Source organism: Arthrobacter sp. FW306-06-A (assembly GCF_021870055.1).
In the GTDB taxonomy this organism is placed as follows: domain Bacteria; phylum Actinomycetota; class Actinomycetes; order Actinomycetales; family Micrococcaceae; genus Arthrobacter.
Map to the genome: position 1 here is coordinate 1,634,931 of NZ_CP084552.1, position 14,267 is coordinate 1,649,197.

The 14,267-nt window shown below is 68.4% G+C and carries 13 protein-coding genes and 1 tRNA gene; 12 read left to right on the top strand and 2 right to left on the bottom strand.

Going from position 1 to position 14,267, the window contains the following annotated elements:
• Window positions 1-87: 87 nt before the first annotated feature.
• Together LFT49_RS07450 and LFT49_RS07455 are read left to right on the top strand one after the other, a co-directional pair.
• On the top strand, window positions 88-1,473 hold the full coding sequence (locus LFT49_RS07450; RefSeq protein WP_237430185.1) for a glycine--tRNA ligase: 1,386 nt from the start codon (window positions 88-90) through the stop codon (window positions 1,471-1,473).
• 2 nt (window positions 1,474-1,475) lie between these two features.
• Window positions 1,476-2,528, top strand: a complete 1,053-nt coding sequence (locus tag LFT49_RS07455; RefSeq protein ID WP_236821690.1) for a GNAT family N-acetyltransferase — start codon at window positions 1,476-1,478, stop codon at window positions 2,526-2,528.
• A gap of 77 nt (window positions 2,529-2,605) precedes the next feature.
• Here LFT49_RS07455 and LFT49_RS07460 read toward each other — a convergent pair whose 3' ends face one another.
• The gene (locus LFT49_RS07460; RefSeq protein ID WP_236821691.1) at window positions 2,606-3,430 is read right to left on the bottom strand and encodes a lysophospholipid acyltransferase family protein; all 825 of its coding nucleotides are present in this window, start codon (window positions 3,428-3,430) and stop codon (window positions 2,606-2,608) included.
• Between the two features lie 11 nt (window positions 3,431-3,441).
• Entirely contained in the window at window positions 3,442-4,146 is a 705-nt protein-coding gene (locus LFT49_RS07465; RefSeq protein ID WP_237430485.1) for an alpha/beta hydrolase, read from the bottom strand.
• 224 nt (window positions 4,147-4,370) lie between these two features.
• Here LFT49_RS07465 and LFT49_RS07470 point away from each other — a divergent pair, with 224 nt between their 5' ends.
• From LFT49_RS07470 to LFT49_RS07515, 10 genes are all read left to right on the top strand, one after another.
• Window positions 4,371-5,831, top strand: a complete 1,461-nt coding sequence (locus tag LFT49_RS07470) for a YibE/F family protein (RefSeq protein ID WP_237430486.1) — start codon at window positions 4,371-4,373, stop codon at window positions 5,829-5,831.
• A 69-nt stretch (window positions 5,832-5,900) separates the two neighbouring features.
• A complete protein-coding gene (dusB, locus tag LFT49_RS07475) occupies window positions 5,901-7,079 on the top strand; it encodes a tRNA dihydrouridine synthase DusB (RefSeq protein WP_237430186.1) in 1,179 nt (392 codons plus the stop codon).
• Window positions 7,027-8,376, top strand: coding sequence for a deoxyguanosinetriphosphate triphosphohydrolase (locus tag LFT49_RS07480; protein WP_373462203.1), 1,350 nt, complete (start codon window positions 7,027-7,029; stop codon window positions 8,374-8,376). The genes dusB and LFT49_RS07480 overlap by 53 nt, the downstream gene beginning before the upstream one ends.
• A 127-nt stretch (window positions 8,377-8,503) precedes the next feature.
• The gene (locus LFT49_RS07485) at window positions 8,504-8,869 is read left to right on the top strand and encodes a hypothetical protein (RefSeq protein WP_236821693.1); all 366 of its coding nucleotides are present in this window, start codon (window positions 8,504-8,506) and stop codon (window positions 8,867-8,869) included.
• Window position 8,870: 1 nt separating this feature from the next.
• A complete protein-coding gene (locus LFT49_RS07490) occupies window positions 8,871-9,989 on the top strand; it encodes an FAD:protein FMN transferase (RefSeq protein WP_237430187.1) in 1,119 nt (372 codons plus the stop codon).
• Window positions 9,982-10,539 (top strand): ferric reductase-like transmembrane domain-containing protein, encoded by a 558-nt coding sequence (locus LFT49_RS07495; RefSeq protein ID WP_237430188.1) that lies wholly within the window; start codon window positions 9,982-9,984, stop codon window positions 10,537-10,539. The genes LFT49_RS07490 and LFT49_RS07495 overlap by 8 nt, the downstream gene beginning before the upstream one ends.
• On the top strand, window positions 10,536-11,807 hold the full coding sequence (locus LFT49_RS07500; protein ID WP_237430189.1) for an NADH-ubiquinone oxidoreductase-F iron-sulfur binding region domain-containing protein: 1,272 nt from the start codon (window positions 10,536-10,538) through the stop codon (window positions 11,805-11,807). The genes LFT49_RS07495 and LFT49_RS07500 overlap by 4 nt, the downstream gene beginning before the upstream one ends.
• Complete coding sequence (locus tag LFT49_RS07505) at window positions 11,804-12,064, top strand: ferredoxin (protein ID WP_236821697.1); 261 nt, start codon at window positions 11,804-11,806, stop codon at window positions 12,062-12,064. The genes LFT49_RS07500 and LFT49_RS07505 overlap by 4 nt, the downstream gene beginning before the upstream one ends.
• 42 nt (window positions 12,065-12,106) lie before the next feature.
• Window positions 12,107-14,086 carry a DNA primase gene (gene dnaG, locus LFT49_RS07510; RefSeq protein WP_236801856.1) on the top strand — a complete coding sequence of 660 codons (1,980 nt, stop codon included), beginning with the start codon at window positions 12,107-12,109 and terminating at the stop codon, window positions 14,084-14,086.
• A 97-nt stretch (window positions 14,087-14,183) separates the two neighbouring features.
• A tRNA-Asn gene (locus tag LFT49_RS07515) sits at window positions 14,184-14,256 on the top strand.
• The last annotated feature ends 11 nt before the right edge of the window (window positions 14,257-14,267 follow it).

Consider the following 14,267-nt stretch of genomic DNA (forward strand, 5'->3'; position numbering starts at 1 on the left):
GCCCGCTGTGCCCAGGCACGCAGGAGCCGGGGCCCGAACAACCCGCGGACCGCACCCAGCGGCCCTGTAGAAAATTGGAGTTATCCCATGGCAGCAAAATCCGTCCTCGACCAGGTCATTTCCCTCTCCAAGCGGAGGGGCTTCGTGTTCCAGGCCGGTGAGATCTACGGAGGCTCGCGGTCTGCCTGGGACTACGGGCCCCTTGGCGCGGAGCTGAAGGAAAACATCAAGCGCCAGTGGTGGCAGTCCATGGTCCGCGGCCGCGAGGACGTGGTGGGCCTGGACTCCTCCGTGATTCTGCCCCGCCAGGTCTGGGAAGCCTCCGGCCACGTGGAGGTCTTCTCCGACCCCCTGGTGGAGTGCCTCTCCTGCCACAAGCGCTACCGTGCGGACCACCTCTTGGAGGAATACGAGGAGAAGAAGGGCCGCCCCGCCGAAAACGGCCTGAAGGACATCGTCTGCGCCAACTGCGGCACCCGCGGCCAGTGGACCGAGCCGCAGGAGTTCTCCGGCCTGCTCAAGACCTACCTGGGCCCCGTGGCCAGCGAGGAAGGCCTGCACTACCTGCGCCCCGAGACCGCGCAGGGCATCTTCGTGAACTTCAACAACGTCCTCACCACGTCCCGGAAGAAGCCGCCGTTCGGCATCGGCCAGATCGGCAAGTCCTTCCGCAACGAGATCACGCCCGGCAACTTCATCTTCCGCACCCGCGAGTTCGAGCAGATGGAGATGGAATTCTTCGTGGAGCCCGGCACGGACGAAGAGTGGCACAAGTACTGGATGAACGAGCGCATGGCCTGGTACACCGGCCTGGGCATCCGCGAGGAGAACCTGCGCTTCTTCGAGCACCCCAAGGAAAAGCTCAGCCACTACTCCAAGGGCACCACGGACATCGAGTACCGCTTCGGCTTCCAGGGCTCGGAATGGGGCGAGCTGGAAGGCATCGCCAACCGCACCGACTTCGACCTCTCCACCCACGCCAAGGCCTCCGGCACGGACTTGAGCTACTTCAACCAGGCCACCAATGAGCGTTACACGCCGTACGTGATCGAGCCTGCGGCCGGCCTGACCCGTTCCTTCATGGCGTTCCTGGTGGACGCCTACACCGAGGACGAGGCGCCCAACGCCAAGGGCGGCGTGGACGTCCGCACCGTGCTGAAGCTGGACCCGCGCCTGGCCCCGGTCAAGGCCGCCGTGCTGCCGCTGAGCCGCAACGAGGACCTGTCCCCGAAGGCCAAGGCCCTTGGCGCCCAGCTGCGGAAGAACTGGAACATCGACTTCGATGACGCCGGCGCCATCGGCCGCCGCTACCGCCGCCAGGACGAGATCGGCACCCCGTTCTGCATCACGGTGGACTTCGACACCCTCGAGGACCAGGCCGTCACCATCCGCGAGCGGGACACCATGAGCCAGGAACGCGTCTCCCTGGACAAGGTGGAGGGCTACCTGGCGGCACGGCTGGTCGGCGCCTGAGCATGGCCATCGAATACCGTGAATGGCGCGACGGCGACGACCTGGCGCTCCTGGAAATCTGGGGTGACCCGGACACCGCCCAGGCCCGCCAGTTCCGTGGCGCGCTCGCAGTGTCCTCCAACGGCAGGGACGGCATGCCCTGGCGCCGCTGCATCGTGGCGGAAGATGTCGTTGACGGCGTGGGCATTCCCGTGGCCGCCGGCGTCGTCTATGAAGCCTCGCTGCACCCCGAGCGCCTGTGGACGTACATCGAAGTGGCAAAGGACCACCGCCGGGCGGGCATTGGGGCCAGCCTCCTGACCATGTTGCGGCGCGAAGCCGGGAACGCGCCGTCGGGCGTCAGCAGGCTCCGTGCCAAGGTGGAACCCGGCAGCGCAGGTGCCGCGTTCGCTGAAGAATCCGGGCTGGCGCCGATCCAGCGCTCCCGGCTGGTCATCGTGGAACCCGGAGCCCTGAAGCTGCCCGTCTTCCCGGACAAGGACCACGGCGGCCGCCCCATTGACGGTGAAAACGCCGGCTCCGACATTGTGATGGACCTGGCCACCGGCTCGGTGGAGCTGACGGACGTGGTGGGCCGGTACTACACCTCCATCCACGGCTGGGACTCCCCGGGCGTCCTGTCCGTCGGCCAGGTGCAGAGGCTGTTCCTGGACGAGCTCACCGGAGCCCACGGAGCCATCGTCCTGCGGGCCCAGCCGGAATCCGCGTTCGGCCAGGGAGTGGCGCCCAGCAAAAAGGGCCGCATCCGCGCATTCGCGGTCAGCTACGCCGCGCCCGCGGACCCGGATGCCGCGCCGGCCCATCTGGACAGCTCGGGCGCAGAGGCAACGGGTGCCGACACCCCCACGGACGTGTTCGTGGGGCACGAGCCATCCCTCGCCGCTGACGATGCCGCCGAAGCCGTCCGCGACATCCTTGCCCTGATCGCCTACCAGCACCCGGTCATGCTGGAACTGGACGATTCCATGACTGCCCTGCGCGCCGCCGTCGAGCCCCTCCTGGAGAGCGGCAAAGCCCGGCTGGCGGGCGCCGAAACCCTGGTGGTTTCGGACTAGCGACTGCCGGTCCACATCATCACCGCCGTGCCACGCGCCGTCCCTGGGACGGCGCGTGGCATTGCCGTTTAAGCCGGCTACTTTGTGCGGGGAGCACGACGGCGGCCCGCGGCTGCGTCAGCCGCGTCCAGCAGTTGCCGCTCGGCGTCGGTGGGGGCGCTGCCGCCCAGGTGTGCGGGCATCCACCACGCCCCTGGTCCGGGCTGAAGGGGGAAGCCGGCGATGCAGCGGTCAATCCCCGCCTGGAGCGTGGTGCGCAGCCTCTTCGTGGCAGTGTCCGCGTCAACGTCCGGCGGATACACTATCGGCCCGCCAACCCGGACCTGGATGGGAGCGCGCCAGCTGCGCCGCAGGGAGAAGCCATGGCCGCGGGTCAGGATCCGGTGTGCGCCCCAGACAGCCACCGGGATGACCGGGACGCCCGCCTCCGCCGCCATGCGTACAGCCCCGGTCTGGCACTCGCGGACCGTGAAGCTGCGGCTCACGCCCGCTTCGGGGAACACGGCCAGGTACTCGCCGGCGCGCAGCTTGGCCACGGCGGTGCCGTAGGCATCGGAGCGATCGGTGTATCCCACCACCACCTGGCCGGAGGCGCTGATGGCGGGGCCGGCCAGCCAATGGTCCGCGGCGCCCTGGTGGACCAGGAACCGCAGCTGGGCACGGCTGCGGTGCCACAGGAGCAGCTCAAGGACGGCGAAGTCCAGGTAGCTGAAGTGCGTGACTGCGAACACCGCGCCTCCGCCGGGGGTCACCTGCCGGGTCGGGCCGGCCGGGGGTGGTGCCGCCGGGAGGTGCTCCAGGCCCTCTGCGCGGATGTCCAGTTGCAGGGCCCAGCGGAGGAACAACCCGGTGCGGACGATCAGCCGGTAGAAGCGGTCGTTGGATGGAGGACGCCAGGGCATGGCCGGGCGGCCTAGAGGGTGACCTGGACGGAGGAGTCCGGCAGCAGCCCGGTGAAGGCCCGGGACGGCTGGACCGCCGCCCCTGTACTCTCGGCGAAGGACTTGATGACAAAACCGGCGGCGAGGGTGTGCCAAATACGGACCTTGCGGAGCATGAAGTGCCCCACGCCCCTCAGGGACACGTACTGCATGCTGGCTGCGTCCGGGGCGGCGCGCCGGGCGAAGGCAAGGGACTGCGTGGGGCTGGTCATGTGGTCCGTGGTCCCGTGGATGATCAGGACCTTCCGGCCGGTAACCCTGTCCGCAGGGGTTTGCGGGTCCAGCCAAGGGGCCAGCGCCACCACAGCCTCCACCTGCGGATGGTCCGCGGCGCATACCGCAGTCAGGCCGCCCATGGAGTGGCCCAGCAGGAACACCGGCACATCGGGGTGGCGTTCTGCGATTTGCCGCAACGCCCACCGTGCATCCTGCAAGGGGGACATGTCGGGCCCATTCCAGCCGCGGACACTGTTGCGCAGGGACCAGACGGCCAGCCCGTGTTTCCGGCCCGCACGGTGCAGGTGCCGGGCGAAGGGCACCATGCGCGCCGGGCTCAGGTGCCGGGCCTCCACCGGGTCCCGGGAGTGGGCCTTGCCGCCGTGCAGGACCAGGACCACTCCCTTGGTGTCACCGGAGGCATCCAGGACGCTGAGCACGGGCTGGTGGACCGGGACCATCGGCACCTGTCCGGCCTTTGCGCTTCCTGCCGGGGAAACTTCTGCCCCACGATAACCGGCCCCACCCCTGCCATGGTTGTCCATGCCTGGTACCTCCCCATCCCGATGGTCCATTTACCAACCCTATGGCGCCGCACGTAGAGTTCAACCATGAGGTTGTACTGCTGATGGGCGCCGGTCACTCCCACGCTTCCTTGGATCATTCGGAGCCGACGCCCCAGGCGATGGCTGCCCGCAGCAAGGCGAACCGCATTTTGGCTGCAGTGCTGATTCCCCTGGCGCTGCTGACCCTGGCCGGGATGGCCGCGCTTTGGCCCTCGGGGAGCAAGGAGGGCATCTCGCTCGCCAATCCGTACTCCACCGCCCCCGGGGTCACCTTCGATACGGGCACCATCCAGAGCGTGCTGACCGGGAGCTGCATGCAGGGGCCCGGCCAGCAGGGTTCAAACCAACAGGGCACGGGTCAACAGAGTTCCGGCCAGCAGGGTTCAAACCAACAGGGCTCCGGCCAGCAGGGTGGTGCCGCTCAGCAGCAGCCAAACCAGGGCTCGGAGTGCACTTTCGCCTTCACCGAGCCGGACAAAGGCGGCAGCCCGGTCAAGGTGGTCATCAACCCGGACGTGGCCGCCTCCCACGGCGTCAAACCGGGGGACCAGATCCGTTACCTGAACCTCTCCAACGTCCAGGGCGCCACAGGGGCGCAGGGTTCGCCGGCCTACATCTTCGTCGACTTCGTCCGCACGCTGCCGATTGTCCTGCTCGCCGTGCTCTACGCCGTGGTGGTCATCGCCGTTGCCCGGTGGCGCGGGCTCCGGGCCCTGATCGGCCTGGTGGGCGCCTACGTGGTGCTCGCGAACTTCCTGCTCCCCGGCCTTGTGGAAGGCAAACCGCCGCTCCTGCTGGCCCTGGTGGGATCCACCGTGATCATGATCGGGGTCCTGTACTTCGCCCACGGATTCTCCGCGCGGACCTCAACGGCGCTCCTGGGCACCATCTTCGGGCTGGCCATTACCGCCCTGCTGGCAGCCTGGGCCACCGATGCCGCCAACCTCGCCGGCGTGGGCAGCCACGACGCCGCCACCCTGGTCAACACCTCCTCGAACATATCGATCTCCGGGGTAATCCTTTGCGGACTCATCATCTCCGGCCTGGGCGTTCTCAATGACGTCACCATTACGCAGTCCTCGGCCGTCTGGGAGCTTTACGAACTGGCACCTGCCAGCAGCGCCCGGAAGCTGTTCACCTCCGCCATGCGGATCGGCCGCGACCACATCGCCTCCACCGTGTACACCATCGCCTTCGCCTATGCCGGTGCCGCGCTGCCCATCCTGATCATCGTGATGCTGTACGACCGGCCCCTCATGGACACCCTCACCAGTGCCGAACTCTCCGAGGAAGTCATCCGGACGCTGGTGGGTTCCATCGGGTTGGTCCTGGCCATTCCAGTCACCACCCTGATCGCGGTGCTCGTGGTCAAGGCAACCGGCATCAGGGCAGCGGGTGTCCCGGCGGTAAGCGCCGGACCAGGCAACGGAAAGCACGACGACGGGCCCGGCAACGCGGACGACGTGGCGGACACGGGGTCGCTCGCCGCCGCCGCGCTGGAGGAGCGCCGGCGGCGTACCGCCGTCGAACCCGCCGATGAAGCGGCAAGCCGGCGGGGCAGGCGCGCGGACCGCGGCTGAGACCCTGCCGGGCGCACCCCGTGGTCCATTCCGGACCACCGATTTGCCCGCCTTTGCAACAATGGACAAGTGACTGTTGCAGCAACTCCTCCCGCCGCCAAGCTGGAACTCCCGCCCCTGAAGCTGGGACCCATCACGGTTGACACCCCGGTGATCCTGGCCCCGATGGCCGGCATCACCAACTCCGCCTTCCGCAGGCTCTGCCGTGAATACGGCGGCGGCATGTACGTGGCGGAGATGGTTACGTCCCGCGCGCTGGTGGAACGGACGCCCGAATCCCTCCGCATCATCTCGCACGACGACGATGAGAAAGTCCGCTCCGTCCAGCTGTACGGCGTGGACCCGGTCACGGTGGGTGCCGCGGTGCGGATGCTCGTTGAGGAGGACCGCGCGGACCACATCGACCTCAACTTCGGCTGCCCCGTCCCCAAGGTGACCCGTCGCGGCGGCGGCTCTGCGCTGCCCTGGAAGATCGACCTCTTCACCTCCATCGTGCAGACCGCCGTCAAGGAAGCATCCAAGGGCAACGTCCCGCTGACCATCAAGATGCGCAAGGGCATCGACGACGACCACCTGACGTACCTGGACGCCGGCCGGATCGCCCGCGATGCCGGTGTTGCCGCCGTCGCGCTCCACGGCCGCACGGCCGCGCAGTTCTACTCGGGCAAGGCCGACTGGTCGGCCATCGCCCGCCTGCGTGAGGCACTGCCCGACATCCCCGTGCTGGGCAACGGTGACATCTGGTCCGCCGAGGACGCCGTCCGGATGGTCCGGGAGACCGGCGTTGACGGTGTGGTGGTGGGCCGTGGCTGCCAGGGCCGGCCCTGGCTCTTTGGCGACCTGCAGGCCGCATTCGAAGGCAGCGACGTCCGCCACCGCCCCAACCTGCGCCAGGTGGCCGAAGGCGTATACCGGCATGCCGAACTGATGGTGGAAACCTTCGGTGACGAAGGCAAGGCACTGCGCGAGATCCGCAAGCACATCGCCTGGTACTTCAAGGGCTACGTCGTGGGCGGCGATCTGCGCACCAGGCTGGCCCTGGTCACCAGCCTGGAGGTGCTCCGGGACACCCTCGCCGAGCTGGATCTGGACTCGCCCTATCCGGGAGTGGACGCCGAAGGCCCGCGCGGCCGCGCCGGCTCGCCCAAGAAGCCCGCCCTGCCCAAGGACTGGCTGGACTCCCGCGCCCTCAACGATGACCAGTCCCGGGATATCGCCGCTGCCGAACTGGACGTTTCCGGTGGCTGAAACACCTACCGCCGGAACCCCCACCGCCGCCCTGGCTCTGCCCGGCTACGACGCCCATGATTCGGCGCGCTGGATGGAGGAGCCGCCCAAGAGCACCTACCGCTCCGACTTCGAACGGGACCGTGCCAGGGTGCTGCACTCCTCAGCCCTGCGCCGCCTGGGCGCCAAGACCCAGGTGGTGGCACCGGATACGGACGACTTCGTCCGCACCCGCCTCACGCACAGCCTGGAAGTGGCACAGGTGGGCCGCGAGCTGGGCCGGGCGCTGGGCTGCGACCCGGACGTGGTGGACACGGCCTGCCTCAGCCACGACCTGGGCCACCCGCCCTTCGGCCACAACGGCGAATCGGCCCTGAACGAGGTGGCGCATGCCATCGGCGGCTTCGAGGGCAACGCCCAGACCCTCCGCCTGCTCACCCGGCTGGAACCCAAGGTGCTCACGGCTGACGGCCGGCCCGCCGGGCTGAACCTCACACGCGCAAGCCTGGACGCGGCGTCGAAATACCCTTGGTCCGCCCTGGAAGCACCGGTGATCCACGGGCAGCGGACCAGCAAGTTCGGCGCCTACGAGGACGACCTCCCCATCTTCAACTGGATCCGTGAAGGAGCCCCGGAGCGCCGGACCTGCCTGGAAGCCCAGGTGATGGACCTCGCGGATGACATCTCCTATTCCGTGCACGACGTGGAGGACGCGATCGTTGCCGGCCACTTCCAGCTGCGCTGGATGGACAACCCGGACCACCGCGCCCGCGTGGTGGGCTACGCCAAGCAGTGGTACCTGCCGCACAACGACCCCGCCGCCATCGACGCCGCCCTGGCCCGGCTCGAGGCTACCGACGTCTGGGTGCGTGAGGCGGACGGCAGCCGCAAATCGATGGCAGCCCTCAAGAACATGACCAGCCAACTGATCGGCAGGTTCTGCCAGTCAGCCCTGGAAACCACCCGCGCCGTTTATGGGCCGGAAAACCTGACGCGGTACAACGCCGAACTCATGGTTCCGGATGAGACCGTCATGGAAATCGCGGTGATGAAGGGCCTTGCCACCACCTTCGTCATGACCACCGAACACCGGCAGCCCATCTACGAGCGCCAGCGCGAGGTGCTCCACGCCCTGGTCACTGCCCTCAGCGCCACCGGAGACCGGCACCTGGAGCCGATGTTCGCGGCGGACTGGCGGGCAGCGGACGACGACGGCGCACGCCTTCGCGTGGTCATCGATCAGGTGGCGTCCCTCACCGACGGGTCGGCCCTGGCCATGTACGAGCGCCTGGTGGGGAGCCTGCCCTCGCTCTGGTAGCCGTCCTTCACTCCTGCCCTGGGAAACTCCTGGACACCCGCCTGATCAACAGCTTCCTTAAAGCATCTACACAGGAAGCAGGCGCACCATGGAGGGAAAGGCAGGCCGCCAGGAACGGGAGCAGGTCATGAGTACTCGCAGCAGGGGCAAGCGCCTGGCCACCGGAATTACGGCAGCCGTAAGCGTTGGCAGCTTCGCTGCCGCAGGCGTGGCGGCGTCCGCTGTGTATGCCGCAACTCCGTCCGTCATTGCCAGGACAACTGCAGGTACGGACAGCAGCACGCAGGACCGCGGTGCGCAGGGGAGCACGCCCAAGTCCGGTTCCGGCCGCTCTGATGACGACGGTTCCGGCACCCGGCAGGACAGTGGTGCCGGGCAGAACAAGGGCACGGGCCAAAATGGTGGCTCGCGGCGCTCCAAGAGCTACGGCAGCACCAGCCCAGTCCAGCCCGGCAACGGCGGCACAATCCACGGAAGGTCCTCCGGGTCCTGACGTGGCCGGTTCAGACACCACCCACCGCACTGGTGGCCGCGATTCTGCAGCGGCCCCTGAAAGCGAAGCAGCTGTAGCTCCCACAGCACAATCCAGCTGGACGGTATGGGAACTCGAGGCAGCCATCACGGTGACGGTCCCCGGCTCGCTGGATGCCGCGGAAGAGATCGTTCGTCAGGTGCTGGCGGCGGTGGACCGTGCCTGCAGCCGCTTCCGCGCAGATTCGGAACTGGTGGCGCTCCAGCCGCGGATGGCATCCGGCGTCCGGGTGAGCCCCATGTTCCGGCTGCTCCTGGAGCGTGCCCTGGACGCCGCCAGGATGACCCACGGCGCTGTTGATCCCACCCTGGGAGCGGATCTGGCAGCCCTGGGCCACGGTCCGGCCCTAGCTGCCACGCCGGGGATCCGCAGCCTGCCGGTTTCGCCGGTGCACTCGGACCCGGTGGCCACCCGGGTGCCCGGTTGGTCCCGCCTCCGCCTCGACGACGACACGCTGACCCTGCCGCCCGGGCTTAGCCTCGACCTGGGCGCATCGGCCAAGGCCGTCGCAGCCGACCTTGCCGCCGCCGAGGTGCACCGGCGGCTGGGCTGCGGGGTACTCGTGAGCCTGGGCGGAGACCTGGCCAGCGCAGGACCTGGGCCGCACCAACAGCACATCCGGCAGGACGACCAGTCGGACGTGAACCCCGGCCAGTGGCAGATCGTGGTGCAGGACCTTCCCGCCGACCCCGCCCAGCACATCTCCCTGGCTCCGGGATTTGCCCTGGCAACATCCAGTACCCAAAAGCGCCGCTGGCTCCATCAGGGCAGCCAGGTCCACCACATCCTTGACCCCCGTTTCGGCCTGCCTGCCGAAGCGGTGTGGCGCTCGGTGACCGTGGCGGCGCCTGCCTGCCTGGAAGCGAACGCCTTCAGCACCGCGGCCATCGTGCGCGGCTTCAAGTCCCTCGAGTGGTTCCGGGGCGAGGGCATATCCGCACGGTTCGTGGACAGCCGCGGCAGGGTGGCGACCACCGGGGGTTGGCCCGCCGAAAACTATCTCCCCGCCGAAAGCTATAACCCCGCCGAAAGCTTCCGCCCAGCCAAAAGCTCCGGAAGGGGAGGCCTGAGCCATGGATGAGGCAATGTGGGCTTTCGGGCGCGTCAGCGGCTTCGTGTCACTGGCACTGTTTACCGCGTCGGTACTGTTGGGCATCCTGAACCGGTCAGGCCGGCCCCTGCTGGTGCTGCCCCGGTTCTCCATCAGCCTCCTGCACCGGAACATTGCCCTGCTCGCCACGGTTTTCCTGGGGCTGCACGTTGGAGCACTGCTCCTTGACTCTTTTGCCAAGCTAAGTCCCGTGGATATCGTGGTGCCATTCCTGGGGTCGTACCAGCCGTTCTGGCAGGGGCTGGGAACCGTCGCCCTGGACCTGGTCCTGGCCGTCGTGGTCACGGGGCTGCTGCGGCACCGGATCGGGCAACGTGCCTTCAAGGCCGTCCACTGGCTCAGCTATGGCGTCTGGCCGGTTGCCATGGCGCACGCCCTCGGAAACGGCACTGACGTGTCAAGCGGATGGTTCCTCCTCCTCGCTGCCGTGTCCGCGGTGGCCGTTGCCGCGACCATGGTGTGGCGGCTGAGCCCGTCCTTTCTCGAAACCTTCCGCGCCAGGCAAGGAAACCTCCCGTGAGCCAACCGGGTGACAGCCACCGCCAGGAGCCGCGCCTCCTGGCGGCAGGCCCTGATGCAGGGTGGGCGCGGCACCTGGACACCTTCGGCCCGTGGGAGCCGCAGGCGGCAGGACCGGGCCTGCTGGAAGTGCTCGCTGAATCCGGACTAACCGGCCGGGGAGGAGCCGCATTCGAAACCTGGCGCAAGGCCACCGCCGCTGCCGGTTCCGGGCGGAAGGGTTTGTTTGCCGCCCGCCCCGTGGTGATTGCCAACGGTGCCGAGGGCGAACCGCTCAGCTTCAAGGACCGGACACTCCTCGCACACGCGCCCCACCTGGTCATTGACGGGCTGGTCGCGCTCGCCGCCGCCCTGGGCCAAACGGGCGGCAGAACAGGCAGCCAGACAAGTACGGGCGGCACCAGCATGTACGTCTACGCGCCGGCGGCCAGCCTGCCCCGCCTTAGGCAAGCACTAGGGGAGCGTCCGGGCGGCAGGCGGATCCATGTGGTGCAGGCTCCCGAAACGTTCATCTCCGGTGAGTCGAGCGCCGTCGTCAACATGATTGCGAACGGTACCGCCCTGCCTACGGACCAGCGCCGGCGCCTCAGCGAGTCGGGCCTGAACGGCCGCCCCACACTGGTGGTCAACGTCGAGACCCTGGCCCAGGTGGCCTTGATCGCCCGCTATGGCGCGCAGTGGTTCCGGCAGGCGGGCACCGCCGCAGACCCTGGCACCAGGCTGGTGTCCGTCTCCGGGCCAGCCCCGGTACGGGACGTGGTGCTGGAGGTACCCGGCGGGGTGCAACTTTCCGCCGTCCTGAAGGAAGCGGGAATGGATCCCGGTTACTTGTCCGCCGTCCTGGTGGGCGGGTACCACGGCCGGTGGGTGCGGCCGGCAGACCACGCCCTTGCACCCGCGGGACCGCCGGGCCGGACGGCCCGCCCCGGAGCGGGAGTAATCCACGCCCTGGACCTGCAGACCTGCGGCATCCAGGCCACGGCCGGGATCGTCAGCTACCTGGCCGGCCAGTCCGCCCGGCAGTGCGGCCCCTGCATGTTCGGCCTGCCGGCCATGGCATCAGTCCTCAACCGGATCGCGGGAGGGGAAACGAATCCGCGGCTTACCGTCGAGCTGGACCGCCTGGGGCGGCTGGTCTCCGGGCGGGGCGCATGCCGCCACCCGGAGGGGACCACGGGACTGGTCAGCAGCGCACTGGAGGTCTTCGCCGCTGACTTCCGCGCCCACCTGGCCGGGTACTGCGCAGGCCCGGGAGGCGTGGCGGCATGAAAACGTACCTGCACATCGACTGGACCAGCTGCGATGGCCGCGGCCTGTGCTCGGAACTGCTTCCCGGTGTGCTCGACCGGGACGACTGGGGGTACCCCGTGGCGCGCGGCAAGGTGGGCGGTGAACGCACGGACGTTCCGCTGCGGGACGCTGACCTGGACGCGGCGCAGGAGGCCGTCTTCCTCTGCCCGAGGCTGGCACTCAGCCTGGTGCAGCGGACGGCGCCCGAACCGGGACAGCGGACACCCGGCAGGTAGGCCGGGCCAGTGGCACCAAGCCAGTGACACTAAGATTGCTGTGTGGCTGGGCTGATCAAACGTGAAGATATCGATGAAGTACGCCAGCGCACGGACATCAAGGAAGTTGTTGACGGCTACGTAACGCTGAAAGGCGCCGGGCTGGGAACCTTCAAGGGTCTGTGCCCCTTCCACGATGAGCGCTCGCCGTCCTTCACCGTCCGTCCCCAGGTGGGCCGGTACCACTGTTTCGGCTGCGGTGAGGACGGGGACGTCATCGCCTTCGTGCAGAAGCAGGACCACAGTTCCTTCCAGGAGGCTGTGGAAAAGCTCGCCGCGCGGATCGGGTACGAGCTGCGCTACGAGGACGGCGGAACCGGGCCTAACCGCGAGGAAGTGGGCCGGCGCCAGCGGCTGCTTGACGCGCACAAGATCGCCGACGAGTTCTTCCGCGCCCAGCTGCTCACCCCCGGCGCGGCCGAGGCCCGCAACTTCCTGTTCGGCCGGGGCTTCGACCGGGCAGCCGCGGAACACTTCGGCTGCGGCTACGCGCCGCAGGGCTGGGACGGGCTCCTGAAGCACCTGCGCGGCCGCGGCTTCACCGATGCCGAACTCAAGCTCACCGGCATGTTCAGCGAGGGAAACCGGGGCATCTATGACCGCTTCCGTGGCCGCCTCATCTGGCCCATCAAGGACATCGCCGGCGACACCATCGGCTTCGGCGCCCGGAAGCTCTATGAGGACGACCAGGGCCCCAAGTACCTCAACACCCCGGAGACCACGCTCTACAAGAAATCCCAGGTCCTCTACGGTATCGACCTGGCCAAGAAGAGCATCGCCAAGGACCGCCAGCTGGTGGTGGTGGAGGGCTACACAGACGTCATGGCCTGCCACCTTGCAGGAATCACGACGGCGGTGGCCACCTGCGGCACCGCGTTCGGCACCGAGCACATTAAGGTCGCCCGGCGGCTTCTGTCCGATGACGGCACCGGGGGAGAAGTGGTGTTCACCTTCGACGGCGACGCCGCCGGGCAGAAGGCAGCCCTGCGCGCCTTCGAGGAGGACCAGCGGTTCACCGCCCAGACCTTCGTGGCCGTGGAACCCACCGGAGCCGATCCCTGCGACCTGCGGCTCAGCAGGGGGGACGAGGCAGTGCACGCCCTGATCCAGTCCCGGCGGCCCCTGTTCGAGTTCGCCATCCGCACCACACTGAAGCAGTTCAACCTGGACACCGTGGAGGGCCGCGTCCAGGGCCTGAAGGCTTCGGTGCCGGTGGTGGCGGCCATCCGCGACGGTTCCACCCGGACCGGCTACTGCCAGGCGCTGACCGGCTGGCTGGGCATGCCCGACCCCAATGAGGTCCTGCGCATGGTCAATGCCGAGGTGAAGAACGCAGCGAAACGGGGGGACGCCGGAGGTCCCGGCGGCCAGGGCACCACCAACCGTGGACAGCAGCAGCGCAGCCAAGGCTACGAGGGCAGGGGATTCGAGGGCCAAAACGGCCAGGCACCTGCCGGCGGCCCCGGCGTGGCTGCCGGGCCGTCGTCGGGCGCTGTCCCTTCCTTCCACCGTCCCGACCCGCGCGACCCCGTAGCCTCCATGGAGCGGCAGGCGCTGGAGGTGGCCCTGCAGCAGCCGTCGCTGCTGGCCGGCGACGTTTGGGACCGCTTCGACGCAGCCCGCTTCTCCACCCCTGCCTTCCAGGCCGTGCATGACGCCATGCGCGCCACCGGGCCAGGACTGGTGGGTGACCCCGTGCGCTGGGTGGAACACGTCATGCATGAGGTCCCGGAACCCCTGCGGCCGCTGGTGTCGGAACTTTCGGTGGTGCCGCTTCCGGCCCATACGGAGGAGGCGGTGCTGAAGTACTGCCGCGACATCCTGTCCCGGCTTTTCGAACTCCAGATCACCCGGATCAAGGCGGACAAGATGGGCCAGCTGCAGCGCCTCGACGCCGCGGCCGACCCGGAAACGTACCAGCGGCTCAACCGCGAACTGATGATGCTTGAGATGGAACGCCGGGCACTCCGGGCCGAGGCATAGGCCGCGGCGTCCGCGCGGCACCAGGAAGTGGGGGAGGTCACGTCCCGCCCGATTTCGTTTCCGCCGCGGGTGTTTGCTAGGCTGGTACCCGCTTCATTCCTCCTTAGCTCAATTGGCAGAGCATTCGACTGTTAATCGAAGGGTTGCTGGTTCAAGTCCAGCAGGAGGAGCTTCCAATCCC

Coding starts and splice junctions, on each gene's coding strand:
- LFT49_RS07505 (WP_236821697.1), top strand. CDS start 11,804: ATGAAAACGTACCTGCACATCGACTGGACCAGCTGCGATGGCCGCGGC.
- LFT49_RS07470 (WP_237430486.1), top strand. CDS start 4,371: ATGGCTGCCCGCAGCAAGGCGAACCGCATTTTGGCTGCAGTGCTGATT.
- LFT49_RS07460 (WP_236821691.1), bottom strand. CDS start 3,430: ATGCCCTGGCGTCCTCCATCCAACGACCGCTTCTACCGGCTGATCGTC.
- LFT49_RS07450 (WP_237430185.1), top strand. CDS start 88: ATGGCAGCAAAATCCGTCCTCGACCAGGTCATTTCCCTCTCCAAGCGG.
- LFT49_RS07485 (WP_236821693.1), top strand. CDS start 8,504: ATGAGTACTCGCAGCAGGGGCAAGCGCCTGGCCACCGGAATTACGGCA.
- LFT49_RS07480 (WP_373462203.1), top strand. CDS start 7,027: ATGACCAGTCCCGGGATATCGCCGCTGCCGAACTGGACGTTTCCGGTG.
- LFT49_RS07455 (WP_236821690.1), top strand. CDS start 1,476: ATGGCCATCGAATACCGTGAATGGCGCGACGGCGACGACCTGGCGCTC.
- LFT49_RS07465 (WP_237430485.1), bottom strand. CDS start 4,146: ATGGTCCCGGTCCACCAGCCCGTGCTCAGCGTCCTGGATGCCTCCGGT.
- LFT49_RS07495 (WP_237430188.1), top strand. CDS start 9,982: ATGGATGAGGCAATGTGGGCTTTCGGGCGCGTCAGCGGCTTCGTGTCA.